At 66.7% G+C, this 26,748-nt stretch carries 15 protein-coding genes; 3 read left to right on the forward strand and 12 right to left on the reverse strand.

The features are described 5' to 3' along the window. Window positions 1-62: 62 nt before the first annotated feature. From QX041_RS12335 to QX041_RS12355, 5 genes are read right to left on the reverse strand one after another with little or no spacing between them, the layout of a single operon-like run. A complete protein-coding gene (locus QX041_RS12335) occupies window positions 63-1,946 on the reverse strand; it encodes a hypothetical protein (RefSeq protein WP_316165517.1) in 1,884 nt (627 codons plus the stop codon). Beyond that, on the reverse strand, window positions 1,939-7,608 hold the full coding sequence (locus QX041_RS12340; protein ID WP_316165518.1) for a hypothetical protein: 5,670 nt from the start codon (window positions 7,606-7,608) through the stop codon (window positions 1,939-1,941). Before QX041_RS12340 ends, QX041_RS12335 begins: the two co-directional genes overlap by 8 nt. A 37-nt stretch (window positions 7,609-7,645) precedes the next feature. Then, window positions 7,646-10,942, reverse strand: a complete 3,297-nt coding sequence (locus tag QX041_RS12345) for a hypothetical protein (protein ID WP_316165519.1) — start codon at window positions 10,940-10,942, stop codon at window positions 7,646-7,648. 51 nt (window positions 10,943-10,993) lie between these two features. Then, window positions 10,994-14,500 (reverse strand): DUF6603 domain-containing protein, encoded by a 3,507-nt coding sequence (locus tag QX041_RS12350; protein ID WP_316165520.1) that lies wholly within the window; start codon window positions 14,498-14,500, stop codon window positions 10,994-10,996. Beyond that, complete coding sequence (locus QX041_RS12355) at window positions 14,493-17,009, reverse strand: M64 family metallopeptidase (RefSeq protein WP_316165521.1); 2,517 nt, start codon at window positions 17,007-17,009, stop codon at window positions 14,493-14,495. The genes QX041_RS12350 and QX041_RS12355 overlap by 8 nt, the downstream gene beginning before the upstream one ends. Before the next feature lie 1,273 nt (window positions 17,010-18,282). Here QX041_RS12355 and QX041_RS12360 point away from each other — a divergent pair. Further along, window positions 18,283-18,525: a hypothetical protein gene (locus QX041_RS12360; RefSeq protein ID WP_315716267.1), complete on the forward strand. Its 243-nt coding sequence runs from the start codon at window positions 18,283-18,285 to the stop codon at window positions 18,523-18,525. Window positions 18,526-18,639: 114 nt separating this feature from the next. Here the strand turns inward: QX041_RS12360 and QX041_RS12365 are convergent, their stop codons facing one another. The 5 genes from QX041_RS12365 to QX041_RS12385 form a co-directional block, all read right to left on the reverse strand. Then, on the reverse strand, window positions 18,640-19,266 hold the full coding sequence (locus QX041_RS12365) for a hypothetical protein (protein WP_316165522.1): 627 nt from the start codon (window positions 19,264-19,266) through the stop codon (window positions 18,640-18,642). Window positions 19,267-19,351: 85 nt separating this feature from the next. Then, the gene (locus tag QX041_RS12370) at window positions 19,352-19,573 is read right to left on the reverse strand and encodes a hypothetical protein (protein ID WP_315716269.1); all 222 of its coding nucleotides are present in this window, start codon (window positions 19,571-19,573) and stop codon (window positions 19,352-19,354) included. A 126-nt stretch (window positions 19,574-19,699) separates the two neighbouring features. Next, window positions 19,700-20,932 (reverse strand): MFS transporter, encoded by a 1,233-nt coding sequence (locus tag QX041_RS12375; protein ID WP_316165524.1) that lies wholly within the window; start codon window positions 20,930-20,932, stop codon window positions 19,700-19,702. 100 nt (window positions 20,933-21,032) lie between these two features. Then, on the reverse strand, window positions 21,033-21,722 hold the full coding sequence (locus QX041_RS12380) for a substrate-binding domain-containing protein (protein WP_316165525.1): 690 nt from the start codon (window positions 21,720-21,722) through the stop codon (window positions 21,033-21,035). Window positions 21,723-21,816: 94 nt separating this feature from the next. After that, window positions 21,817-23,856, reverse strand: a complete 2,040-nt coding sequence (locus tag QX041_RS12385; protein ID WP_315716272.1) for an NAD(+) synthase — start codon at window positions 23,854-23,856, stop codon at window positions 21,817-21,819. 189 nt (window positions 23,857-24,045) lie between these two features. Here QX041_RS12385 and QX041_RS12390 point away from each other — a divergent pair, with 189 nt between their 5' ends. Both QX041_RS12390 and QX041_RS12395 read left to right on the forward strand, forming a co-directional pair. Beyond that, window positions 24,046-24,897 carry an NAD-dependent epimerase/dehydratase family protein gene (locus QX041_RS12390; RefSeq protein ID WP_316165526.1) on the forward strand — a complete coding sequence of 284 codons (852 nt, stop codon included), beginning with the start codon at window positions 24,046-24,048 and terminating at the stop codon, window positions 24,895-24,897. Between the two features lie 126 nt (window positions 24,898-25,023). Further along, window positions 25,024-25,503, forward strand: coding sequence for a hypothetical protein (locus tag QX041_RS12395; RefSeq protein WP_316165805.1), 480 nt, complete (start codon window positions 25,024-25,026; stop codon window positions 25,501-25,503). 94 nt (window positions 25,504-25,597) lie between these two features. On the opposite strand, the gene QX041_RS12400 is transcribed toward QX041_RS12395, so the two are convergent. Beyond that, window positions 25,598-26,224 (reverse strand): hypothetical protein, encoded by a 627-nt coding sequence (locus tag QX041_RS12400; RefSeq protein WP_315716458.1) that lies wholly within the window; start codon window positions 26,222-26,224, stop codon window positions 25,598-25,600. A gap of 182 nt (window positions 26,225-26,406) precedes the next feature. Then, window positions 26,407-26,673 (reverse strand): hypothetical protein, encoded by a 267-nt coding sequence (locus tag QX041_RS12405; protein WP_316165527.1) that lies wholly within the window; start codon window positions 26,671-26,673, stop codon window positions 26,407-26,409. Window positions 26,674-26,748 lie beyond the last annotated feature (75 nt).

The raw sequence follows: 26,748 nt of genomic DNA on the forward strand, positions 1-26,748 counted from the left end.
ACGCGCGCCCGTTCAACCCTCCACCGCCGACGGCCGCGCCACGCCATATCGACGGTGACGTTTCATGCCTTCCGCTTCGGAAGGATCGCGTCGAAGGCGAGCTTGCTCGACCGCTCGCCGCGATCGGTCTCCTTGCGGATGCCGAGCCAAACGAAAGTGCGGCCGTTGTACCAGCGCGTGCGCTGGAAGCTCTGGGTGACACGAATGCCCGCGCGCGGCACCTCCTCCTCATGGAGATTGTAGCCCTGCTGCTGCGGGAGGTCGAGACCATGGCGCAGCAGATCGGTGCGAGGTTCGACGCGCACCGGCGGATCCGGGTCACGGTCGATGACCCGCAACATTGCGGCGCGACGCAGCTGGATCTCGCGGCTGTCGTTGTCGATGTGCACCGGGATGAATGGGATCCAGTTCTCCGGCATCTCGCTCATCAGCCGATAGCGGATCGCGGCGTCGTTCTCGATCGGCGGCGCAGGTGGTGGGCCCGGCGGCAGGCTCTCCTCGACCAAGCGACGGAAATAGCGGCGGGTGTCGAGCGCGGCGCTGCGCCCGCTCTTGCTGTCGCCCGAAGCCAGCATCACCCGCGACTCGACGCCCCACACCATGTTGGCCATCTCGTCGCGGAACAGTTCCACCGACTCCAGCGGCTCGCTCTCCTGGATCTTCGGCACGCTGGGCACGATGAACAGGCTGAGATCGGCGGGAATGTCGTCGCTCCCCTTCGTCGCCAGCGTAAACATCGACCAGCGTTGCCAATCGGCGTCCGTGCCCTTGCCCGCGGCTTCAACCCAGATCCGCTCGCCGAAGACGTTGGTCACGCTCATGCCGGCGACCCGGGTGATCGCCCCGGCCGGCACGGTGAACGGCATCAGGAACCAATCGTTGGCGTAGACGAGGCCGAATTCGATCAGCAGCAGCTTGTTGACGTCCGTCGTCTCCGGATCGATGTCGCCGAAATTCGTTCGTCCCTCCTCAAAGGTCCACCAGCGTGTGTTCGGCATCCCGTCGAACTGGATCGGCGCCGGGATGAACGACGCCGTAAAGGTCGTCTCGACGGCGGCCGGCGGCGGCGCGTCCGCAAGGTCACCGAGTCCTGCGCCGGAGGCGTCGACGTCGAAGTTGTACCAGTCGAGATGCCCCTGGAAGTATTCGTCGGCGACCACGAGCTTCTCGCCGCCCGCCTTGGGCGCCGACGCTGCAAAGGCGTATTCGAGGCGATCGGGCAGCCAGGCATCGGCGGCACCCGCGGCGGGCTGGTAGAACGCCTCCCGGTACCACCCAAGGAATTCCGCCTCCGCCGTCTCGATCGCAGCGGCGCTGGCCGGATTGCCGAGCACGACGAGGTCGTGCGCGTGATTGCCGGGCGCGGCCGTCAGATGCTCGACGAGGTCGTAGCCGTCCATCGACCGGCCGGCCAGCGCCGCCATCGTCTGCCAGGCTTCGCGATGGGCGGCGACCGGCGCATCGGCCTTGAGCGCCGGATCTGGCATGGCGACCGGCAGCGCGGCGATGAATTGCTGGGCAAGCCCCGGCTCGATGCCGGCGACGAGCTTCAGCCAGCGCCGGCCCAGGGCGATGCGGAGATCGAACGCGATCTTCTGGCCGGCGAGACGGAACGGGATCGGCCGCCGCTCGACCTTGGCTTCGAGCGGTACGTGGTCCGCAAACGCTTCCGGCGGATTGCCGGCCGCGCGGTATTTCGTCAGTTCGGTGGTCTCGATGTGCACCTTGGCGACGACGGGCGAGCCGGCGTCGTCGCCCTGAAACTCGCCCATCTGCCACTGCTTCGTCAGCAGCCACAGCGGATCACGGACCTCGGCCTTGAGCGCGCGGTCGAAATCGTGCGTGCGTGGACGGCCCTCGAGCCTGTTCCACAACGTGATGGTGGGCAGCTTCACCTTGCCGGAGAACACGGCGGAGACGTTCTGAACCGCGACATAGTCAGCCATTGCCCGTCTCCGTCTCGGCGAGCACCGCGGCGAGGTTGTTGTTGAAAGCGAAGTTGAGCGAGGCCGTGATCGGATGGAAGGCCACGGCGGACACCAGCGCCGGCAGGAAGCGGGCATAGGCGGTCGTGTCGACGTGGTCGGGCTCGATCGCGCGCTTCTTGGCGAGGTCCATCGTCTCGCGTACCGTGTCGACGAGATCCTGCCACTGCCACGAGCCGACAAATTTCGGCGGCAGCGCCAGCAGCAGAGTCTGCGGCGGTTCGGCGTTTGGCCGGTCGAAGTGGAACGCCAGACCGGTATCCTCGGTCGGGCGCGGGATCACTTCGGTCCACTCGTCGAGCAACAGCCCGAGTTGCCGCCACGCCGGATCGAAGCTTTCGGCGAAATGCGCGGTATAGAGCAGCTTGTCTTCGTCGATCACGAACGGCTTTCCGTCGGCATCGGTCTCCGGGAATTCGAGTCCGAGCCACGGCAACTCGGGGCGATGCGGAAATTGCAGCGCCTGCAGCGCGACGCCCGCCCCCGTGAACGCGTCGGCGAGATGCTGCGAAGCTTCCAGATCGTGCAGCTTCGACCGCACCCGCGCGACACCCGTGAACCAGTCGTCGAGCGGAAAGCGGCGTCCGATCGTCGTCTTGAGGAACCCGAGAATGGTCTCGTCCGCCTGCGCGCCCGGGCCCCAGGCGTTGCTCCATTCACCGGCCTGCGCCGCTGGCAGACCGAAATCCGGAACGATCTTGAAATCTTCGCCGAACAGCAGCTTCGCCGCCGCGGTCAACGCCTCGATCTTGTTCTTCGCCTCCGCCGCGGCATCGTATTGATCGAGCCGGGCCTGGATCGCCGGCAGACGCGTCGTCAGTTCGAGCGCGAGCGCGGCGGTGCGCTTCGCCATGTCCTCTGCGAGTGCGACGATCGCCGTGCGCTGTGCCGCGATGTCGATCGCCGCCGCGTCGAACGCGGCGTTCGCAGCCTTCGACGCCTCGATGCCGTCATGCAAGGCGGCGAGATCGGACGCATTGTCGTAGAGCGTGATCAGAACGGCGCGCTGTCCAACGAAGGCGGCGCGCTTGCCGCTCATGAGATCGTCGCGGAAATCGTCCGGCTGCGCCGGCAGAGGGTCGGTCGCCGTGGTCGCGATCAGCTTTTCGGCCACCCGCAGCGCCAGGAACTTCGCCGCGTCCGGCGCGCCGGAATCAGCGTCGTAGGCGAGTATGCGTGCGTCGAACTCGGCGAGTTGCCTGGTCCATCGAGCGATGTAGCCGGCGAGTACGGCGTGCAACTGGGAGAAGATCCACCGCCGGTCGGCGTAGACGGCACCGGTACCGGTCTGCAACGCCGCGAATGGACCGAGACCCTGCATCACCGATACGAAGCCGGTGATCGTCTGCTCGATCTCCGTGGCGATCTGGGCCTCCTGCTTGGCGTCGAGGCGGGCCTGCAGCGCCGTACGGAAGGCGTCGAGATCCGCAAGCCGCGCGGCGAGCAGATCGCGCGGCAGCGTTGCCCGCTCGCGCGCGAGCGCCGCGTCGAGATCGACCGCCTCGTTCGCCTCGCCGGCCATCGCCATGTCGCTCGCCTTGAGCGGACGTGAACGCAGTAGCAGGCTTCTGAGATGCCGCACCAACGCCGACAGTTCGAACAGCGGCACATGCCCGGCGATCGCCGCAATCCTCTCGCGGTAGGCGATCGTCAGCATTGCGTCCGGGCGCGGTGCATGGACGGCGATCACATGCGCTTCGATCAGATCGTCGAGCGCCTTGGCGGCTGGATCGTTGTCCGGATCGAGCAGATACAGCAGGTCGATCGGCAGCAGGCCGAGATCGGCCTGCGTCACGTTGTAGGTGACGGAGGAGAGATCGAGCGGGTCGGTGACCGTCACCGAGCAGGCGACCGCTGCCGGCGGCGGCAGAATGCCCGCGAGCCAGGCGTTGAGCGCGGGCTCCGCCTTCGCCCGCGGCGATGTCAGCGCGCCGTCGTTCGGGTCGAGCCCGGCCTTGAGATGCAGCGTCACCCGATGGGTCAGCGTCACCCCCGACCGCGGCGTGCGCACCACGTCGGGGGTCGCCGGGAATTTTCCCTTGGAGTAGGTGTCGAGCACGGCGCCGGCGCGGTCGTAATTGCCCTGCACCACCTGATGCACGCTCTCTGCCATCGCGAGGTCGGCGACCGCGTCGGCGATGTCGGCAATCCGCGCGGCCTCGGCGGTGATCGCCGCGGCCTGCTGCGGGCTCGCCGCCGGCAGGTCGGCATCGTGGCCGAACGGGTAGCTGCTCACGCCGCTGGTCTTGATGTGCTCGACCAAAGCAAGGCCGTCGATGACGTTGCGCGCCTCCACCCGGTTGATCCGCAGTCGCCGACCGAACGCGTCGAGCCGGCCGGTACGCGTCGGAGTCAGCCGGTCGCCGACCAGCGGGAACACCTTGCGGAGGTCGTAGATGAACCCGTCCACTTCGACGTCGTGGCGGTCGTGCAGGCCGCGCTCGAACTGGTAGCCGAGCAGCGCGCCGAGGCTCTGCTCGCCCTTCATTCCCTCGATGATCGACAGCGCGATGCGGACTCGTTCCGAGCTGAGATTGACGGCGAGGCTGCCGGGATTGTCGGGCGTGGCGTTGGACAGATAGCCGTTGCGCAGCACCGCGGCGGTCACCGCTTGGTTCAGCGACGGCGCGTGGATGTAGCCCTGGTTGCTGCGGTCGCGCATCAGCGGCGGCGCATCCGGATCGGCGAAGATCGCCGCGAGGTTTGCCGGCAGTTCGACCGCCGTCAGCTTCTTGAACTCCGGCTTGACGTTCTCGAGCCAGCCATAGGCGCCGAGATAGATTCCGGTCTTCGCCTCGCCGGCCGGTGCGCCCGGCTGAGCGGTCCCCCGGCCGGCACCGTGCGGATAGCGCATCCGTTCCAGTTGGCGGCTCATGATGCCGCCGTACCAGGCGTCGAACCGGTAGGTGCAGAGGTCGAGATGCTCGACGAACACCCGTTCAAGAACCGCCGTCGGGGACCTCTTCAGCCATTCGAGCGCATCGAGCTGGCGCTTGAGATACGCGGTGGCGACCATCGAGGTCAGCACCGTCGGGATGAACTCGCCGACCGTCCTCAGTCCCGTTCCGGTGACCGCGGCGTCGCTGCGGTGGAGGTAGCGCCAGCGGCTGCCGCCGGCCGCAGCCGGCACGGCGAGGCTCGCCTCCTCGACCTGAAAGAACTTCGGCTCGCGCCGCGCCGCCTTCAACTCGGTCTCGCCGATCAGCCCGGCATTGAAGAACAGGCGGATGCTGGTCTCGACGAAGCTCAGGTCGAGCGCGTGATGCAGCATGAGATACAGCAGCGCGTTCGGGCGCTGGGTGAAGCCCTGCTGCAGCCGCAGCGCGTCGTGGGAGGTCGCCGCAGCCTTGATCAGCCAGCCGATGTAGTTGTCGCCGCCGGCGGTGTAGGCGCGGATCTGCTCGGTCTCCGACAATGGACGGTCGTCGATCAGCGGGCCCTTGAGCTGGTTGGGCGCCTTGAGAAAGAGTTTCTCGAGGATGTCCGGCACTTCGATCCCCTCGGGCGGCGTGTAGCCGAGCTGCTTCAGCAGATCGAGCCCGCTTCCGACATAGCCCGCGGCGAGCAGGAGCGCGACCAAGGCGCCGCCCGCCCCCTGCATCGCGAGGCGGTTGTACAGTTCCTTGAAGCTTTCGGCGAAGCGTTGCTGGAATTCCACCGATCCGGCGTGCAGGCCGAGGACATCGAGCAGTATCTGATGACGGTCGCCGCCCGGCTTGCCGATGTAGGACACCCGCGACATCAGCGGCTCGAGATCGGCCTCGACCTTGCGCAGCAACTGATACAACCGCGTCAGGAACCGCAATTCCGGATCGTCCGGCGCGTGCGCGGCCCCGACTGCGACGTTCGACCCCGCGAAGATCCACTGGATGCGCGAGCGCGGCGTCGCCGGCAGGATGCCGTAGGGCTGACGACCGACGCGGATCGTGGGCATCGGCCCGCGTGCCGACACGTGCCGGACGAAGAAGTCGCGGGTCCGCTCCACCGTCGAATCGTCGAAGACCGGATGGAGCATGCTCTCCATGAAGTAACCGAGCGTGGCCGGCCACAGTGCCGTGTTCATGGCGCGGGCGTCGTTGACGTCGTGGCGATGGTAGAAGGGGATCGCCGCCAGCGCGGCCGGATCGAGACCGAGCGTCGCGGCGAGGCAGCGTCCGTCTGTCCGCTCGAACCATCCGTCGGGGTCCAGGGGCGGAGTGCCGAAGTAGTGATCGAAGCTGACGTCGGACTCCTCGCGCCAGCTGTAGGCGGCGCCCTCGCCCTCGACGTTGTTGGTCGGCTGGCCCTGCGGCAGGATCGAGAACCCCGCCTTCGACTGATGATGATGGGCGAACAACTGCTCCAGCGCGACCCGGCCGGCGTCTGCATCGGCCCCGAGCCGCACACCGAGCACCATCAACTGATCGAAGCCACGGCGGAAGGCGGGCGGCGTTAGCGGCACCCGGAATCCCATGCCGATCTCGACGGCGCGGTCGAAGTTGCGCACCCATTCGAGCTCCGGACCGAACGTGATGTCGTCGCCGTCGTGCGAGACCGACGCGTCGTCCGTTCCGGTCGGCGACGGCGTGACCGGCAGCGGCGACGGAATCGGTTTTCCGAGTTGCTCGAGTTCGAGCGTTCCGCCGTTGTAGCCGAGCAGGACGAGGCGATCAGGCAAGGTCCGCGCGGTCGCCGGCTGCGACCAACCGGTCTCGCGCATCGGCGTGGCGTCCGCGGCGGGAAACTCCAGATACGCGGCGATGACCGTGGTGGTCGCGCGGTCCGCGCCCTCGGGCGGCGCGTCGGCGAGATTCCGCGGCCGGTACGCCTCACGGACCGCCGCGGCGCGCTCGGCCCCGAGCGCGTTATCGAGCGCGGCGATCGCGTCCGTCTGCGCGGCCACATCCGTGCCGGCGCGCCACAGCGCCGTCCAGAACGTGCTGACCGCACCTCGTTCGGAATCGGCCAGCGGCGCGCTGGTCACCACCGTCAGGATCACGGTCGGCACGCCTTCCACCCTGGCCGGTCGCGCCGCCTCGTTGAGCGGACGATGAGTCTGGGTCACGTAGTAGGACCGCCCCGAGCCCTGTCCGCTCACGAGCGTTCGCCAGGCGGCCCGCTCCCCGGCGGGGTCGTGGTTCGCCCGCCAGACGTCGGCCCAATAGGCCTGGGCGCGCTTCACCTCGTCTTCCGACAACGCCTCCTCGAAGCTGTCGACGGCGATGTCGTCCGGATAAACCCGGACCCACAGCTCGTCGCGGTCGCCGCCGAATTCCGCCGCCTGCTTGAAGCGCGTTTCGATCCGCAGCGGCATCAGCAGGATCGGCGTCTGATCGGACAGCAGGCCGATGTTGCGGCGTGGGTCGGTGAAGTTCGCGAACAGCCCGCTATTGCGGACCACTTCGTCCTTCGCCGCCTTCAGCGCACCGCCCAGCCGCTCGATCTCGGAGGCCGCCGCCTTGATCTCCTTGTCGATCGCCGCCAGCGCCGGATCGTCGGCGCCCTTGCTGACGCGCTCGGCCCGTGCGCGGTCGCGGATCAGCCGCGCGCGGGTGTGGCGAAGCCGGCCGATCTCGCGCGACGTCGCATCGGCCGCGGCGCGCGACGCTTCCAGCTCCTTGCGGATATCATCGAACTCGGACATTTCGCCTCCGCCGCCCCCTGTCGTGTCCGCTGCGCGATCAGTTCGGCAGCATCTCGCTGCCGTGCACCGCGACCAGCACGGGAACCTGGTAGAGGATGTAGGCGAGCTCCGCGGAGTTGCTGTCCGGATGCCAGCGTAGCGCCTTGTCCTCGTCGTACTGTTGTTTCTTCTCCTGCAGCTCCGGCGCCAACGGATCGTCCAGGGTGAGGGTCGGCCCGCCCGGCCTGATCTGAAGAAAGCCCTTGTCGGCGTCGGACAGCACATCAGGCCAGGCGAGGTCGTTCCAAACGTTGAGCGGCCCGTCGCGAGAAATATCGAGGCCGAAGCGCGGCTCGCCGGGCCGCTCCTTGATGACGAAGAACCAGCCCGGTGCCGTCGAATTGCCGCGGCCGGTGCCTCCCTTTGCCTCCTTCGATGTCAGGTCGAAGCCAATGAAGGTGATGTCGGGATCGACCTTGGCTTCGTAGAGCGGCGTGCGCAGGCGGTCTTCCACCGGACCGTCGGTCTCCAGCACCCGCTCGACGCGGGGATTGATCGCGCCGCCGTCGTCGCGCTGCCAGCGCGCCTTCTGGGCGTAGATCACCGCGGTGGGATATTTCTTCAGCAGCTCGCCGCGGATGACGAGGACGACTTCCTCCTCGTTCTCGCCCGGCTTCTCGCGATGGTCGTGATCGCCGAGCTTGGAGAACAGCGACCAGGTGTGGAGCGGCGGAATATCGCGGAGCTTTTCGCGCAGTTCGTCCTTCGACAGGCCCTCCCGGTCGATCACGCCGCTCGGGTCCCAGAACTGGCGGAAGCAGCTGCCGCGCTGGTCGGTGGGATATTCGCGCCACAGCAGCTCGCGGGCGAATTCATGGTTGAGGCCGACCATGTAGGCCTCGATGAAACGCTGATTGGTCTCGAGCAGCGTGATCGTGTTCTGCGGAATCTTGTCGATGTTCGGCAGGAAGTGCTCGTCGGACAGACCGAGAAGCGGCTTGTACATCGGCAGGTCGATTTCCGGATATGCCATCACAGGCTTGAACACTTCCGGCTGCAGCAGCGTCGCGATCCCGTTGATGGCCAGCACTCGCGGCGGAATGGTGATCGAGGAGAAGGTGAAGGCGGGCACCGTCTTGTCGGGATCAATCGCAGCGAAAGTCGACGCTCCGAGCGCGGCGATGTCGATCGGCTTGCGCAACGGCGGCTTGCCGAGATCGGCGCTGACCGTGAGCAGCCGGTTGAGATCCTTGAGGGCCAGTTTGAAGCGCGCCGCCTCCGGGCTGTCGGCGGACGAAGCGCCGCCGACGGGCTCAGGCGCGGCGGGATCGGGATCGCGGATGGTGAACGACGGAAAGCCCGGCAGCGCGTCGATGATCTCGGGCGAAGCCCCTTGCGGCAACACGCCGGTCGCGATGCCGGCCTGCTTCTCCAGCCGCACCAGCCATCGGAACAGCGCCAGCGCCGCTGCCGCGACCACGATCGCGAGCGGGATGGCGACGGCCAGCAGCAGCACGGCGAGCAGCAGCAGAACGACCAGTAGGACCCACTTCGCCCAGCGGTGCTTGGTGAGCCAGTTGGTCAGCTCCGCGGGCAGCGACTTCGGCTGAAGCTGCGCGGCGACATCCTCCACCGCCGGCAAGGCGTCCGGGGTGACCCGCGGCGGCGCCGCGCTGACCTCGCCGCGATTGATCTTCTCCAGCAGCTCTTCGGCGCCTTTCGGCGAGTCGAAGCCGAGCGTCGCCGCGAGCTGGTCGCGCGGCCGGACCGCGCGCCGGAACGGCGCGGACAGCGCCGCGCGGGGCACCGTGCTTTCCTTGAGCCGATGGCGCAGCGTGAAGCCGTCGGCGATCACCCGGCGCTGCACCGGCGCCATCATTGTCAGCCCGCGTTCCGCACTGAGATCCTTCAGCGGCCCGAGATGGCGCGCATGCCAGATCGCGGCTGCGGCCTTGGCGAATTGCGCCAGCCTGATCCGCCGGTTCGCCGCAAGGATGTCGCCGACCTGGTCCCAGGCGGCGTCCATATAGGCCTCCTGATTCTTCTGCACGACCGCCGTGCCGAACGCGGCGGGAACGCGAAACCGCGGGTCCAGATTGAGCTCGTGCACCCAGTTGCGCGGCTGCGGCGCGTCGCTGCCGTCCGCCTCCTCAAGCAGCCGTTCGGTGAGCGCGTGCCAGCGGCCGTACAGCGGCGGCGTGATCACCGGGTCGGGCGCGCCTTCGCGGGCATAGTCGTCGGTCAGGTTGATGAAGCCCGCCAGCGCCTTCTCGAATTCGTGCGCGTAGGGTTCGTCCCAGCCCTCGTAGGCCGCAGCTTCCGCCTCCTGCGCACCGGTCAGCGCCTCGTCCGGCACCTTGAGCGCGCCGCCGAGCCGCAGCACCCCGTGGAGCCCGGCGACCGCGATGGGCGGCATCCCGGAGCCGGGCGTCTGCGTGTCCATGTCGCGGCGGCCGAGCCGCGAGTCCGGCGGACGCGGCTTCAACAGGCGGACGAGGTACTCGAAATCGCCCACCGTCCCAGTCTTGAAGTACCACCGCTTGTACACCGGATGCAGCGTCGGGAACGGCCGGTCGGTATAGTCCGCCCAGGCCGACAGGGTGGCGTAGAGTGCGGGATTCGCCGCCGGCGCGATTCCGAGGCCGGCGAGACGGCCGCTCTCGAAGGTCGGCACCACGAACGCATGGTAGGACGTATTCGGCTTCAACTGACGTGGCGACAGGACGCGCGAATAGGCGTAGTCCGGATTGCTGGCCAGCAGGCTCTCCAGTCGCGCCCTCGCCTGGTCCGCATTGGTCGATTCCACCACGCCGTCCTGCTGGATCAGGTCGCGGTTGACGTGGACGTGCGCCCAGGCCCAAAGCTGGTCGGCGGGCGGAAATACCGAGGCCGGATCGCCCGTCACCTCGATCGCCGGCAGCGGCCGCGCCGACGACACCGCGACTTCCTTGAACTCCTCCACCTCGAGCACCAGGAGTGCGAGCCACGGGCGCAGCCGGTGGCGCGACTCGTCCGGCGCCGCTGGCGTGTAGCGCCACGGAAAATCCTCGTCGTAGAACTCAACGAAGGGCAGGTAGTTCGGCTCGAAATTGGTGATCCAGTCACGCGGCTCCACCTTCACCACCGCCATCGGATCGATGCCGACGACGTCCCCGGGACCATAGAGCGCGACATCGCGCGAAATCGTCGCCGTCAGATCCGTGTCGCCCTGGACCGGCCGCCCGGCCAGCGACAAGTCGACCCTGATCGTCGCGCGCAGCGCCACCGAGTTGTCGTTGTCGGCCGCCGTGATGCTGTTCGCCACGCCGAGCCGCAGCCAGGGCAGGAAGGAATAGGTGCCGATCGTGTCGCTCATCCCGCTCCTCCCCGCCGCCTCGCCGGATCGCCCGCCATCATCGTGCCTCCGCTACGCTGCGCGCTTCATCTCGTGCGGGCGCACGATATGGACCTCGCTTGCGAAGTTCGGATTGCGCCGCGTCTCCGCCGCCATGAATTCGCCGGCGCTGGCGCGCGATTGGAACGACGCAGGCGCGCCGGCGATCGGCGAATTGTCGGCCAGGCTCACCACCACATAGGACGCCTGATCGACCGCGATCTTGTCGTCGAATACGTGCTTCAGATCGCGCGACTTCGCCGAGATCTCGGACCGCGCCACGGCGTTGTTGGCCAGGAAGTGCGTGAACAGCCCGGAGATGAGCGTGACGAAGCGCCGGCGTGCCCGCTTGAAATTGTTGTCGACGATGATCTCTTCGTAGCGGGCAATGCGCTTGGTGACATAGCTGGTCTTTGCCTGGTTGCCAGTGACCGACAGCTCCAGCCCCGCCTCCTCGGCCTCGTAGTCGGAAGCGCTGAGCTTCTCGCCGTCCTTGAGGTCCTTGAACTGGGCGATCGCGAACGACTCCCGGATGGTGGCGCGCTTCTCGATGCCCGACGTCGCGGTCGCGACCGAGAAGTAATTGGCGTCGTCCGGGCGCTGCGCGCCGATCTTGTCGAGGGTGATGCCGAGCGGGATCGCACGCTGGGTGATCTTGAGCGAACCGACCGGATGCAGGACAAGATCGGAGCCCGCGTCCACGGTCTTGAGCGTCACCAACAGCCTGCTGCTGTTCTGCAGCGCGGCAGTCCAATTCTCCGCCTTCGAGTATTCCGCCACCAGCAGGGGCAGCACGGAGACCGGCGGCAGGCTGGTGTCCTCCTTGTCGCCCCAGGTGTGGGAGAAGTCGACGTCGACGTCCCAGAACAGCAGCGAGATGCTCCCGGTGCCCTCGACGTGCCAGGGCGATGTGCCTTCGAGCGAGCCGCGGAAGCGGATACTGAACAGCCCCGCGCCGAACAGCTTCACCGACAGCGAGGCAGAGATCGTGATGATGAAATAGAACGGCGAGAACTGGAACAGCGCGTCGAAGGCGAGATGGCCCTCGATGTTGGCGATCGAGACGCCGAAATACAGCTCCGCATGTGCGCCGAACTGCACGGTGTTCGACGTCACCGCGAAATAGGCGTCGACCCGGATGCGGGCCACCGGCGTGTTGAGAATGTTGATCGCGATCCGGGGGATCGGCGGGAACGGCAGCGCCGGTGGATTGTAGGCCGGGTGGAAGCCGCCGACGGAGACGATGAAAGTGGCGTCGCCGCCGAACGACGCGAGCACGCCCATGCCGCCGTCGAGCGGCATGAAGATCACGCGGGATTCGTACAGGATGGCGAAGAACCAGCCGCGCTTCTTGTCGAATTCGATGGCGCCCATGAAGGCGACCTGGATGATGATGAGCGGCAGCCGCTCGTCCGGGATCGCCACCGTCAGCTTGCCGATGATGGCTATGTTGCCGGGAATCTCGATGATGATCCCGAGCGACAGGCTGATCAGCGTCGGCGTTCCCCAGCCCAACTTCGCCATCGGGCCGATGAGGAAGGTCCCCTGCTCTGGCGGGAAGAATGTACGGAGGTCGGAGATGATCCGGTGCGCGTTGGCGACGACGTCGTGCGGGAACAGCACCGAGTCCAGCGAGCCGGCGCGCACGCCGTTGACTAGCGCGTCGAGGTCCATCGAGCGGTTGAGCCCGACCAGTCCGCCGACTCCCAGCAGGGTGAAGCCGAAACCGAGCTGCAATCCGGGATTGAACTCGACCGCGATGATGGCGATGAAGGAAAAGCCCTTTGACCCGTCCGGCATCTTGGTGGTGATGACGCCGATTGCCGTCACCGAGAGGAAGTCGAGGATCTTCAGTTCCAGCGCGCCGGCATATTCGCCGCGGTCCGGATCGATGAAGAGATAGCCGCCGCCCTTCACCGCCCCGGCATCGATCGACAGCCCGACGCCGTTCGGTGGCTTGAAGCCGAAGGATAGATCGATCGGGCCGAGGTTGCCGCCGCTCCCCGGAAAAGCGAGATCGGTCCGCAGCCCGATGTTTTCCACCACCGCGACCAGCGGACCGAGCGCCGCCTTCAGCGTCGCGCCGATATCGATCGGGAGGCCGTCAGCCGACGGTGTCACCGCGAGCGTCAGTCCCTGCACCTGGATCGGACCGAGGTCGATATGCGCTGGGATCTGGATCTCGAGATGCGAGGTGCCGCGGAAATACACGCCGCGCGGATAGGCGACGCCGAGGCCGAGATCGAACTCGAACCGCGTCGAGATGCCCGACAGGATGGTCGAGATGAAGCCGTCCGAGCCGGACGCGTCGAGGACGAAAGCGAGGCCCTTGAGGTCCGCCTCGGCGAACACCTCGACGTCCTTGCCCGCCACCAGTGTGAAACCGCCGGCACCGCTCACCGATTGGTATTCGAGCCGCGTGCCCTCGCCGGTGCCAAGAACGATGGTCGGGCTGCCGGAGATGGCGGAGTATTCCACTTCGACGCGCGCGGTGCCCTTGGCCGACGTCGGCGCGCCGCTGCCTGCGAAGCCGATCACCATGTCGATGCCGCTGCCCGGCCGCACCATCAGGCCGACACCGCCGGTGAGATCGAGGTCGCTCGAGATCGTCACCGCGATCGTCGGCCCGAGCTGCATCCGCACCGACAGCAGCCCGCTGAACGACGGCAGCAGCGCGAAGCCCGGCTTCTTGCTCCCGGACTTTGGCAGCGGGAACAGTCCGAGCTCGGCCGATAGCCGTCCCGCGTCGCGCGCCCGCTCGAAGAACACCAAGCGGAGCCGCTTGCGCACGGCGGCACGCCCGATCGGAGGGCCGCCTTCGAGCGCGCGCGCGACCCGATCCGGCACCTCCACCATCCGGACGTCGAGCCCGAGCCCGGCCGCGAGGCTGTCGATCTGCCGCGCGAAGCTGGAGAAGTCGAAGCTGTCGGTGCCCCAGCCGAAGGCGTTCTCGAACAGTGTCACCGGGTCGGAGACGATCTTCGGCAGGTCCGGGAAGCTGAACCTGTAGTCGATGTAGTCCGGGCGGTTGCCGGCGGGCGCGGTATAGCGGGTGCGGATGACGCCGAGCGCCTGCAGCGCGAAACCGATGCCCGGATGATGGTTGCGCAGATAGGTGATGAAGAGATAGCCGACGAGCTGCCCCGGAAACTCGCCCTTGAAATTATCGGCGTTCAGCGTCGCCGAAAATGCACCGCCGGGCGCCGAGACGAGGTCGTCGATCGCCTGCACGACGCCGGCGATCGCCTCGATGGTCTTGAAGGCGTCTTCGAGCGAGCCGGACACGACCGTCGCCTCGCCGTCGGACGCCACTTCGCCGTCGAGCGACAGCCCGCCGCCGACCAGCGCCTGGAGCCGATCGAACAGCAGCTGCAAGTCGACCGCGAGATCGGCGATCGGCTTCGGAATCACGTCGGAATCCCAGCCCAGCTTGAGCAGCAGGCCCTGGAACGCGGCCGGCGACTCCACCGCCGCCCGCAGCGGCAGCAGCAGCTTGCCGATCTCGGCGACGATCGTTTCGAGGGCACCCGGTTCAGCCATTTTTCTTGGCCTCCGGATAGAATTCGCGGTCGACGACGTCGTGCAGCGCGGGATCGACGCGGTTGGTGATCAGCCATTTGCAGACATGGCAAAAGGTGCCGCTGTTGTTCCGCATCTTGCAGTCGCCAGCCGGACGATAGACCAGCCCGGTGAAGTTGTATGCGCCTTCGTACAGGCCGACCAGCCGCTGCGCCTTGCATGGCGGCTTGAAATTCGGGATGTCCTTCGGGTCGTCGCCCTCGTCGTTCACATGAGCGAAGTCGGGATCCTTGTTGAGCGGCAGATGGTTGCCTGCGATGAAGTCGCGCACCTTCTTTTCCACCACATAGACCAGCGCGTCCGCATCGTCGCGGCGCGGCACGAACAGCAGCGAGCCTTTCGGAAACACGGGAAACGGCGCCGGCGGCAATTCCAGCCCGCCGAGCCGGATCGAGCCGAGGTTCTGGTCGATGTCGCCGATGTCGAGTCTGACGAGATAATCGGAATCGGTGAACGTGAGCGGCAGTTGCCGGCCGATCGCCGTGATCTGGATGCGGCGGAGAAACGCCTGGCGGCCGGCCGCCTTCGCCTGCACCCAGCGCGGGATCTGGCGCGGGTCGATCCTGACCTCGATCGAGCCACCCTGCTGGGTCGAAGCCTGGGTCAGCCTGGCCGAAAGCTGGACCCTGAGAAGTTCGAACCATTTCACCTTGGACGGATCGACCAGACGGGAGTGATTGGCGGCGTAGCTCGGATCCTGAAAGATGTCGGCGAGCGCGACGATGTTGTCCTGCTCGCTCGAAGCGGTCGCATTGTCTTCGGCGCTCGTCTCGTATTCGTCGCCGAGATTGAAGGAATGGCCGAATTCGTGCGCGACCGTGTCGATGATATCGGTGAGGTCGGCGTCGATGTCGCTGGCAGGCTTGCGCCGCATCACCTTCTTCGTCGCCGTGTTGGTCGCAGGATATTCGAAGTCGAGCGTCTTCAGGCTCTGCAACGAATTGGCGGTCACGGTCGACTGGTTGAAATTGGTGCCGCCGATCATGTCCTCGTTGGTGATCATGGCGATCAGGCCGCGGCTGCGCTTGAAGGTGCCGTCCGGTATCCACTCGGCGCCGAGCGCGGTATGCGGCGACGACCCGAGCCGCAGTCCGGACAGGTAGGCCATGATCGGCGCAGCAACGTTCGCGCGGCCGTTCCGAGCGAGCTCCGGCGGATGCCGGCGCGGATCCGGGGCAAGGTGCCGGGTCGCGCTGGCCGGCTTGAAGAACTGATAGGCGCGGGCGATCAGTGGCGCGAGGTTGGCATCGCCCGCCGCATCCGCCGCCGGCATCGTCAAAGCGGCCCCGGACTTCGCCGACCGGTCGCCCCAGCGGGAGCCGAGCATCAGGCCGTAGAAAGTGTCACGTGCCTCCAGGATGCCGAGCGATTTCTGCTTCCTCCACGCTTCGATCAGGGTGTCGTTGACCTTCGCCGCATCGTAGTTGGGCAGCGACTGGCCCGCCCAGCGCGCCTTCAATTGCGCCGGCGTCGCAGTCTCGTTGCGGAGCGGCAGGCCGACGCGGGCCACGAGCTCGTCGACCTCGTAGATGCTCTTGTCGTCCGAAACGCTGTAATTCCACGGAATCGGTCCGCCCCTGCTAAGCTCCGAGGTCTCCTCGTCGTTGACGCGCCAGCCGCAGGTCACCGCCTGCTCTTCCGACGCCTGGAACGCCTTGAATACGTTGAAACTGCCGGCGAGCGTGCCGTAGGGCTCGTGGCGCTTCTGCGAGAACAGACCGTCCGCCGCTTCCTGCACGATCTTGTCGAACTTGTCCTTCTCGGACGCGCGAAAGCCTTCGGCGAGGAACAGGATGTTGTGCATCTCGGCGGCATTGGCGAGGTCGCCGGCGCGCACCGTTGAGATGTTGTCGCGGATCTTGGCGTAGTCGACCACCTTCACCGGCAGGCTCTGGTTGACACCGAGGAAGCTGCCGTCGAGCTGGGCTGCCCCCTCGCTCACGCCCCTCAACCGTCCCTCATTGTTCGTATTTGCCACCACGAAGGTGCCGGGACTTGCCGAGTTGAGCGTGACGAAGCCGTGCCCGGTGATGTCGCCGACGAGATCGGTCCCGGTCGGATCGTCGCTGAACAGCGCGCACAGCGTCGGCTGGCTGTGGGCGACCGTCGGATGCAGCGCCGTGGTGATCGAGGAGTTGCCGAACCACCAGCCGAGCACATCGTCGTGCACCTGGATACGCGCGACGATGTAGCCGGGGCCGTATTCGATCACCACGAGGTTGGTGCCGACGTCGTCGCCGGTGATGGTGCGCGCCGCAGGATCGATCGTCACGAAGCTGGTCAGCCGGGACCCGACCGGGTTGTACGGCGCCAGGATTCGAAAATTGCAGTCCGCGGTGACGTCGGTCAGCGTGTAGGTCGTCGAGCCGTTCGGCAGATCCTGGTCGAACACGCGGAACGGCAGCACCTTGGTCGCGGGCTTCTTCAGCGCGACGTGCATGTCGCAATGCGGATAGACGATGAGAGGCATGCCGGCACAACCCTCTCTCAGCCAGCAGAACTATTGGGAAGCCCGTCGTTCCCATCGGAAATCTGGCATCACGAGATTGTACACCCAAGCCTTCTCAATACAACCTCAACGTGATACTGTTTCGATATCCTTCTGCAATCGTCGTTTGCCGAGTGGAGCTCTCCATCACTGGGGCCAATTCTGCTGCATATGCCGGCGGCGTAGAGCATCTCGTTGTCATCGTTCACAGATGAACACGAACGCTCCGTGGTTTCCGATGAGAAGCGATTGGAAGGCGCTGGGTTCGTCGCTGTCCCCGCGGGGTACGAGACCGATGCGTGACCCGGTTTCTGACCGCGTCACGCCTCTTGAGACGCACTGCGACTGACCGCGTCTCCTATCCATGGGTTCGGCCCGACGCTGCTCGGCGTTGTCACGGGCGCCGACAGGCATCGTCACGTCACTCAGATGTCAAACAGCCACTTGCGGTCGGTTCAGGCGTGCGCGCGCGGTCTCGCGGCTCGATGAGTCCGAGGAATGCGTTGGTCGCGCGCGTCTCGAAACACGAGAGGCGCAGGGAGAGCCGGACCTCGACTGAGGCCCGTGGCCCGCCTGCGAAAAAAATGCAGGCGGCAGGTACCACAGGTCCAGCCGGACGACCCGGCCCTCCCTGCGCGATCAGTTTTAACGGTGTCCTTCGTGCTCTCCTTGGGGACCGGGCTTTCTTGCCCCCATCGCCCGCGTGACGCTTGCGCATCAACAGCAGGCCTGACCTCAGCATCGGGAGGCCGGGACCACACGACTTCGCCGTCCGCGACGCAAGCGCTCGTCTGGCGCAGCATCCACGTCCATCGCAGCCCACCTCCACGTATCGTGACGATGCGTACGCCCTCTGCATGAGGCGGGATGAACGGAGTAAAGCATGATTTCCGATAAAAAGAACGAGGGATTTTTGGCCAGCGTCGAGCGGCCCGGCGATCGCATCCAAGAACCCGGGTTTCCGCCCAGATATCTTTCCACCGTCATAGCCTGGCTCCGTCCCGGCCATTCACTTCGACCAACATGATTGAACGACGTGCATGCCCGAGCCTTCGCCGAGTCGAGGCGGTTGCGGCCGCGCAGGAAGGACGGAGCCCGGTATGACAAGCAACTCATTCGCAGATTCTCTTGGTGCACCGCGCGTGAACCCCGCGTATCACGCCGCAGCATTGCCAATCTCATCGATTGAGCGCAGGCTCCCCTTCCTAAGCGCGCAAGTCGCATTACGGCACCAGCCGCATCAGGGGAGAGACGCATGAAGGAACCGGGCCTCGACGGCCGCCACCGCGACAAGGATGGCGAGATCAGCAGGAAGCATGGCAACACGCTGGTCGGCACGTTGCGCAAGATCTACGGAAAGTCGTTCGCGGCCGGTTATCCGGATTCGACCAAACTCAGCGACGTGCTGCTTCAGCTCAACGAGACCTCGCTGAGCCAACTGCGTAGGGATCACGGCACCGGGCATCTGGAGCACAAGATCAAGGAGGCGTCGAAATGATCGGCAGCGTGCATCGCACGTTGCCGTCACCTGCTGGACCCACGCAAGATGGGGGATGCTGACCGAGACTGACGGCACATCGCCGACCAGTGCCTCGCCCTTGACCGTCAAACCTCAGTCAGCCGACCTCAGGACGTCGGCGAACTGCTGCTCGAACCTTTTCTGCTGTCCCGTGCTCGGAAAATAGACCGGGCGGCCGGCGTTGATCACGTTGAAGCCGTCCTTTGTCAGTCGAGGCTCCAGAATCCGGCAGACGTTTGCCTTGATCAAGATCAGGGGAACGCCGCGATCCGACACAAGGCTGGATAGGTCCGCGACGAGCAGCGGGTAATCGTCTTCGATCAACGCATTCCTATCCTGACTCGCGTCTTTCGGCAGCTTGTCCACTTGCTGGTAGGTCGCATCGACCAGCACCCATCCCTTGCGCTGAAATTGTCGCAGCCCCTCTTCTTTCGTCGCAGGGGTGGCTCCCATCTGGCGCATGAGGGCCGTGAACAACGGCTCGCTGATCGAGCCGGCCGAGTCATAGAAGTATTTTCCTGAGGCCGGCGGCGATTCCGCGACGATGACAAGCTTGGCGACGTTCGGCTCATAGCGGCGTCTCAGCCCGAGATAATAATCTCGCCCCCTCGCCAACATCGACGATGCACCTCCACCGCACGAATTCGCAACACGGCGATCACTGACGTCACTGAACGTTCGTTTAGCATCAAGCGCCAACGATGGCAGCAAGGTCTGCAACACGCCGTCTGGAAAAGAATGCTGTCCAGCGGCGACGGGAAGGCCAGCGCTGCTTTCCCGTCGCTGAACGAAAGTGCCCGGCTTGTTACTTCCCCATGCTTCCCGCCTGGTTCGTGCCCGGGCCGACATTGCCCTGGCTCGACGAGGTGGAATCGCGGCCGGACTTCATGTTGCTGCCGGTGGTCTGCGACGAGGTGGTCGACGTCGCGGCGTTGTGCTTCTTGTGGTGCTTCGCTTGCGCGGCGAGCGGGACGGCGGCGAGGGTGGCGGCGACGAGGGTGGCAATGGCAAGCTGGGTCTTCTTCATGGATCCGATCTCCATCCGGTTGAACTCCACGCCGCCCAACCCGGCTGCGACATCACAGTTCCTGCCGGGGGATCAAGCGTTGTTGTTCGATTCCGACGGCGCGCGTGAAGGTGCGATGCAGCAGCGTCAGGCCGGCGCTTGCATGGGCACGGCGCCAGGCTGCGACACAGGCTTGGGAAACGGCCGGAAGGTCATCATCATCATGACAGCGCCGAGGCCCATCACCCACGAGCCGACATAGAGCCAAGTGTAGCTCGCAAAGCTGTCGTAGATCAGGCCGCCGGCCAGCGGGCCGGTCGCCATGCCGAGGCTGCCGGCCATCGCCGTGCCGCCGATCACCGTGCCCATGATGCCTTGCGGAAAATTGTCACGCGCGATCGCGGCGTAGAGCGGCATGGTGCCAGCATAGAGGAAGCCGAAGGTGGCCGCAACCGCATAGAACGCGGCGAGGTCGCGCACGACCACGTAGGCGAGCGCGCCGAACGCCTGCGCGAGCAGGCCGAGAACGAGCACGCGCTTGGCGCCGAAGCGGTCGCCGAGCAGGCCGAAGGCGATGCGGCCGCCGAGCCCGGCGAGCCCCTCGATGCTGTAGATCGTCACCGCCGCCATCAGCGGGATGCCGCAGGTGACGGCGTAGCTCACGGTGTGGATGATGGGGCCGGAATGCGTGGCGCAGCAGAAGAAGTTGGTGGCGAGCAGGATCAGGAACTGCGGCGAGCGCAGCGCCGCCGATCGCGTCATCTCGGCCGGCCCGGCGGCGGGACCCGACGCGACGGCGTCGCCGGGCGCGGACGATGGCGGACGGCCCACGAGCAGCGACGTGGGAATCATGATGGCGGCCACGATCGCGGCGATGCACTGCATCGCGGTCCGCCAGTCGTAGCTGGAGACGAGCCAGGCCGCGAGCGGCGACATCGTCATCGGCGCCACGCCCATGCCGGCCGAGACCAGCGACACCGCGAGGCTGCGATGGGTGTCGAACCAGCCGGTGACGGTCGCCATGACCGGCGGGAAGATCGCCGCCGTCGCGATGCCTGCGATCAGGCCGAACAGCAGTTGGAACGCCAACAGCGAGGATGTCAGGCTTGCCAGCAGCAGGCTGACGGCGAGCAGGATCGATCCGATCAGCAGCACGGGACGCGGGCCGATGCGGTCGGACAGCGTGCCCCAGCCCATGCTGGTGACGGCCATCGCCAGGAAGCCGATCGTCATCGCGGTGGAGATCCCCGCGACCGACCACCCGGTCTCGGCGGCCATCGGCTTGAGGAACACGGGCAGCGAGAACAGGCCGCCGACGGCGACGCAGCCGAGCACGCCCCCGGCCGCCACGATCACCCAGCGATAGTACGATGTGCTCATCCGCCGTCTCCGTCCCGATTGTTCGGTTGGAAGACGATCGGGACAAGGCCGAGACGACACGCGGCGATCGGATTTTTTCGCGGGCTGTGGGGCCGGCGCCTCACACCGGCGTCATGCCGTGCTGGCGCTTGGTTTCGGCGGTCTCCTCCGAGACCAGATATTCGATGAAGGCGCGCGCGGCCTCGGCGTGCGCGCCGGCCTTGCACAAGGCGGCAGCGAACACCGTGCCCGGCTGCAGCGCGTCCGGCAGCAGGCCGACGATGTCGATGCCGGGCGCGCCGAGCATTTCGCTGAGCTGCTGGAAGCCGACCTCGACCTCGCCGTCGGCGAGCAGCCTGGCGACGGGAATGCCGGGCTTGGCCTGGACCAGGCGCGAAGTGCCCTCGCTCTCCAGGCCCCAGTCGCGGGCGAGCTTCTGCACATACGTGCCGCTCGGGCCGGTGGAGATGCCGATCGCCCTGGCGTTCTCCATCGCCCTGCGCACGGCGGCCTCGTCGAGCGGATCGGGCTTGGGGCTGCCGGCGCGCACCGCCATCGCCATCGGCGATTCCGCGATTTCGATGATGCTGCCGGGAACGAGATGACCGTCGCTTTCAAGCTTCTGCAGCGCATCGGAGGCGAGCACGGCGAAGTCGAACGCTTCGCCGGCGCGGATGCGCTTGGCGGCATCGACGCCGCCGACGGATTCGATCGTGATCACCTCGCCGGTCGCCTCCTCATAGGCGGCGGCGAGCTCAGCGAGGATCTGCCTCGTCGCCATCGAGGAAATGCCGGCGGCGGTCACGCTCATGATTTGCTCCGTTCAACGATGTCGATGACGGCGCCGCAAAGGCGGACGCGCACGTCTCGGATATGGCAAGCGCGGCGGCGGAGCAAGATGGTCGTCACTTCGGCACGTTGCGCTCCAGGTCCTCCAGCCACGCGGTGGCGTTGCCGTCGGACGGGGCGCGCCAGTCGCCGCGCGGCGACAGGGCGCCGCCGGCCACCACCTTCGGGCCGTTCGGCATCGCCGAGCGCTTGAACTGGCTGAAGGCGAAGAAGCGCTTGAGGAACACCTCCAGCCACTTCCTGATCTCGGGAAGCGTATAGGCGTGGCGCTTGTCGGCAGGGAAATGCGGCGGCCAGGCGCCGTCGCCGACATTCTTCCAGGCGTGATGCGCCATGAAGGCGATCTTCGACGGGCGCATGCCGTAGCGCAGCGTGTAGAACAAATTGAAGTCCTGCAGCTCATAGGGGCCGATCGTGGCCTGGGTGCTCTGCGGCGTCTCGCCCTCCTTCACCGGGACCAGCTCCGGCGAGATCTCGGCCGACAGCACCGCCTCGAGCGTGCGGTCGACATCGGCCGAGAACTGATGCGAGGCGATGACCCAGCGGATGAGATGCTGGATCAGGGTCTTCGGCACGCCGGCATTGACGTTGTAGTGCGCCATCTGATCGCCGACGCCATAGGTGCACCAGCCCAGCGCCAGCTCGGAGAGATCGCCGGTGCCGAGCACGAGGCCGCCGCGGTCGTTGGCGAGGCGGAACAGATAGTCGGTGCGCAGCCCGGCCTGCACGTTCTCGAAGGTGACGTCGTAGACCTGTTCGCCGCGGCCGAAGGGATGGCCGATGTCCTTCAGCATCTGCGTCGCCGCGGGGCGGATGTCGAGTTCGGCGGCGCTGACTTGAAGCGACGACATCAGCGCATGCGCGTAGGACTTGCTCTGCGCGCCCGTGGCGAAGCCGGGCATCGTGTAGGCCAGGATGTTGGTGCGGGGAAGGCCGAGCAGGTCGATCGCCTTCGCCGCGACGATCAGCGCATGCGTGGAATCGAGCCCGCCGGAGACGCCGATCACGATGCGCTTGGTGCCGGTTGCGCGCAGCCGCTGCGTCAGGCCGGCGACCTGGATGTTGTAGGCCTCGTAGCAGTCCTGATCGAGCCGCGCGGCATCGCTCGGCACGAACGGAAAGCGCTCGATGCTGCGCATGAAGCCGATGTCGCCCTCGGCCGGCTGCAGCTCGAAGCCAATGCGGCGCCAGTGCATGCCGGCGCCTTGCGCGCGCGCATTGTCGTCGAACGTGCCCATCAGCGCCCGCTCCTGGCGCAGCAGATCGAGATCGACGTCGGCGAAGATGGTCTGTCCGGTCTGGCGGAAGCGCTCGCTCTCGGCGAGCAGCACGCCATTCTCGAAGATCGAGGTCTGGCCGTCCCAGGCGAGATCCGTGGTGGATTCGCCGACGCCCGCCGCCGCATAGACATAGGCCGCGAGGCAGCGCGCCGAGGTCGAGCGGCACAACAGTGAGCGGGACTCGGCGCGGCCGACCGTGATCGGGCTGCCCGAGAGATTGGCGAGCACGGTGGCGCCGGCGAGCGCGAGCTCGGACGCCGGCGTCACCGGGATCCACATGTCCTCGCAGATCTCGACGCCGATGACGAGGCCGGCGACATCCGCGGCGGCGAACAGAAGGTCGGTGCCGAACGGCGCCATGGTCTCGGCGACCTCGATCATCTCGCCGCGGATGCCGGCGCCGGAGGCGAAGTGGCGGCCTTCGTAGAATTCGCGATAGGTCGGCAGGTAGCTCTTGGGAATGACGCCGAGCACCTCGCCGCGGTGGATCACGACGGCGCAATTGTAGACACGGTGCGCAAAGCGCAGCGGCGCACCGACGATCAGGACGGGCATCAGGTCGTGCGAGGCTTCGACGAGGGTGAGCAGCCCGCGCTGGACGGCGTCGAGCAGCGGGTCCTGCTTGACGAGGTCCTCGATCGCGTAGCCGGACAGACAGAGCTCCGGAAACACCGCGACCGCCGCGCCCTGGTCATGGCAGGCGCGCGCCGCGGCCAGGATCGCCGCCGCATTGGCGGTCGGGTTGGCGACGCTCGAGGCGGTGACGCAGGCAGCGACGCGGGCAAAGCCGTGGCGGTAGATCGAATGGAAATTCATCGTGGCAGTCCATCTCCTGTCGCCTGATCATACGACATGGACCATGACGGGAGCCATAACAAGCGCGGCAGGTCAGCACCGCCCAGTCCGCAGGGTGACTCCGCGCGCGTCATTTGAATTGCGCGGGCCACCCGGTGCCGGGTAACTCGAAGGCTCGCTCCTTCGCGCAAGTCCAGGTGAACGGCATCCATGAACCTCTTCGTCATCGGCTTCGGCTACACCGCCCAGCGCTTCGTCGAGCTGCACCGTGGCGCGTTCGCCCGCATCGGCGGCACGGTCCGCAGCGCCGACAAGCGCGCGCGACTGGCGCATGATGACATCGACCTGTTCGACGGCACGGCCCCCGCGGCCGCGACGCTGGCGAAGGCGGCGCAGGCCGACGTCGTGCTGATCTCGGTGCCGCCTGGAGGAGGCGACGACCCAGTGCTGGCCGCATTCGGCGACGCCATCACGGCGGGGCGCGCGCGGCACGTGGTCTATCTCTCGACCGTCGGCGTCTATGGCGACCATCAGGGCGGCTGGATCGATGAGGACACGCCGCTGGCACCCGAGCACGACCGGGTGCAGGCCCGGGTCCGCGTCGAGCAGGACTGGCGCGCGCGGATCGGTGACCGGCTCGCGGTGCTCCGGCTCGGCGGCATCTACGGGCCGGGCCGCAACGCGCTGGTCGAGCTGCGGGCCGGGCGGGCGCGGCGCATCGTCAAGCCGGGACAGGTGTTCAACCGTATCCATGTCGATGACGCGGCCAGCGCGATCATGGGCGCGATCCAGCGCGGGTCAGGCGGCGCCTGGAACATCGTCGACGACGAGCCTGCGCCGCCGCAGGACGTCATCGCCTATGCCGCTGCGTTGATGGGCATCGCCCCGCCGCCGGAACTTCCGTTCGACCGCGCCGAGCTGTCGCCGATGGCGCGCAGCTTCTATGCCAGCAACCGGCGCATCCGGAATATCCGCGCCAGGCAGGAGCTCGGCGTCGGCTTCGCCTACCCGACCTATCGCGCCGGGCTCGAGGCGCTATGGGCCGCCGGCGAAGGGCGCTGACGCGAGATTTCCGCCGCCGGGCGGGAAACCTTTCACGCCACTGACGATTGCAACGAACAGAGATTGTCATGCGGATTTGACGCGGCTGCACGTCGCGCAGCCCTCACGGATCAAAGGATGTTCGACATGCAAGGCGATCAACCCATCGGCTGGCTGATGTTCTTCACGCTCGCGGCCGCGATCATCATCGCCGCCGGCGCGTTCCTGGCCTTCCTGCGCTCGCGGCACAACCGAGAGATCGCGGCGGTGGCGCTCGAGGGAGACGGCCGAGGCCGCGGCGTGGTCCCGTCAGGTGCCCTGCCCGAGCTCGGCGGCCTGTTCGTGCTCGCGCTGGTGGTCGCCGGCCTGCTGGTTGCCGGCTATCAGAGCGGCGGCGCGACGCGCTTCGCCGGCGGCGACAAGCCGACGCCAGTGCCGTCAGCGCCGACCAACACCGACCGCGGCACCACGGTCGGCGCCGGCGCCGCGATCACCCCGCCGGAAGCCCCGACCATGACCCAGCCGGCACGGCCCGGCCCGGACCTGCGTACCGCGCCCGCGTCGTCGTCGACGGGAGCCGGCCCCGAGAGCGGCGGGCATCCGGAGGCCAATCCCCCGGCGAGGTGAAAAAGCGCCTCTCGAAAGCAAGAAGGCCGCGCAATGCGCGGCCTTCCTTGATGTTCACTCCAGCTTGATGTTCACGCCGGGAGGATCGCCCCGATCAGATCGCGGCTGCGACCTTGTCGAGGCCGATGGTGCGCGCAAGCCGCCGCACTTCGTCCTTCTGATCCTCGCGCAACTGCCACAGCAGCGGCATCGCGGCCGACTTCAGCTGTTGCACCTCATCCGAATCCGGATCGAGCGCCACCGCGCCCGGCTTCGCCGCGCCCTGGCGTCCGGCGTGGATCTTGCGGGCGACGGCGCGCAGCGCCGTCTCGACCGCCGGCCAATAATATTCCTGGCTCGACGAGAGCCGCAGCCGTTCCTTGATGCCTGCGATCTGGCCGTCCGACAGCAACGAATAGGCCTTTTGCACCTCCGGCTTCAGCGGCGCCGGGGCCGGCTCGCTCCTGGCGAGAATCTTGGACTTCGGCACCATCGGCTCGGCAGCGACGACCGCGGCAGCCGACGCCTTTGCCATCTCCGGCTCGGACGGCGCATAGGCATAGGCCTGACGCAGCGTCGCCTTCGACGGGGCACTCGGCTGCTGCACCTCGGGGGTCGCAAGTGTGACCATCGCCAGGCGGTCGCCCTTGGCTTCACGATTGGAGAGCGGGCTCTTCGCCACCACCGGCGGCATCATCGCACCGGCCGAAGGCACGCTGTCCTGCATCAGGACGCTCGTCACGGCCGCGCCTGCAATCAGCACGCCCAGCAAAGCGACAAAAGCGATCGACTTCGTCACGCAATTCTCCGTATCCCGGCGGAAAGCCGCACTTTACCGAAAAGTGGGAGTTAATTAAGGCTTTACGATGCCACAGAAACACAGAGGCCACCATTCTGCCCTGTGAACATGACGGACATTTTTTTTCACGCCGCCGAAGACAGCTCGGCCGGCATCAGCAGATCGTACGCGGCCTGGACGTCGGCAACGATGTCGGAGGCTTCCCAAAGCGCGGCCGGTTCCACCGAATGCAAGCTGATGGTCCAGTTCCCGCCGCGGGCGGTGCGGGGAACGCTCATGATGTCGAACTGGACGTTGCGGCATAGCGGATGCCGCTGCAGAGCATGCCCGACGCGGATCCGGATCTCCTCGAGCGTCACCCGCTCTTTGTCCTGCCGTAGCCCGATGCCCATCGCACGATTCCGCCAAGTTCAAGCTCCGCGGATTGTGGGACCCGATGGTTAATGGTGCCTTAAGGACACACATCA

This window comes from Bradyrhizobium sp. SZCCHNRI2009 (genome assembly GCF_032485115.1).
Classification (GTDB): domain Bacteria; phylum Pseudomonadota; class Alphaproteobacteria; order Rhizobiales; family Xanthobacteraceae; genus Bradyrhizobium.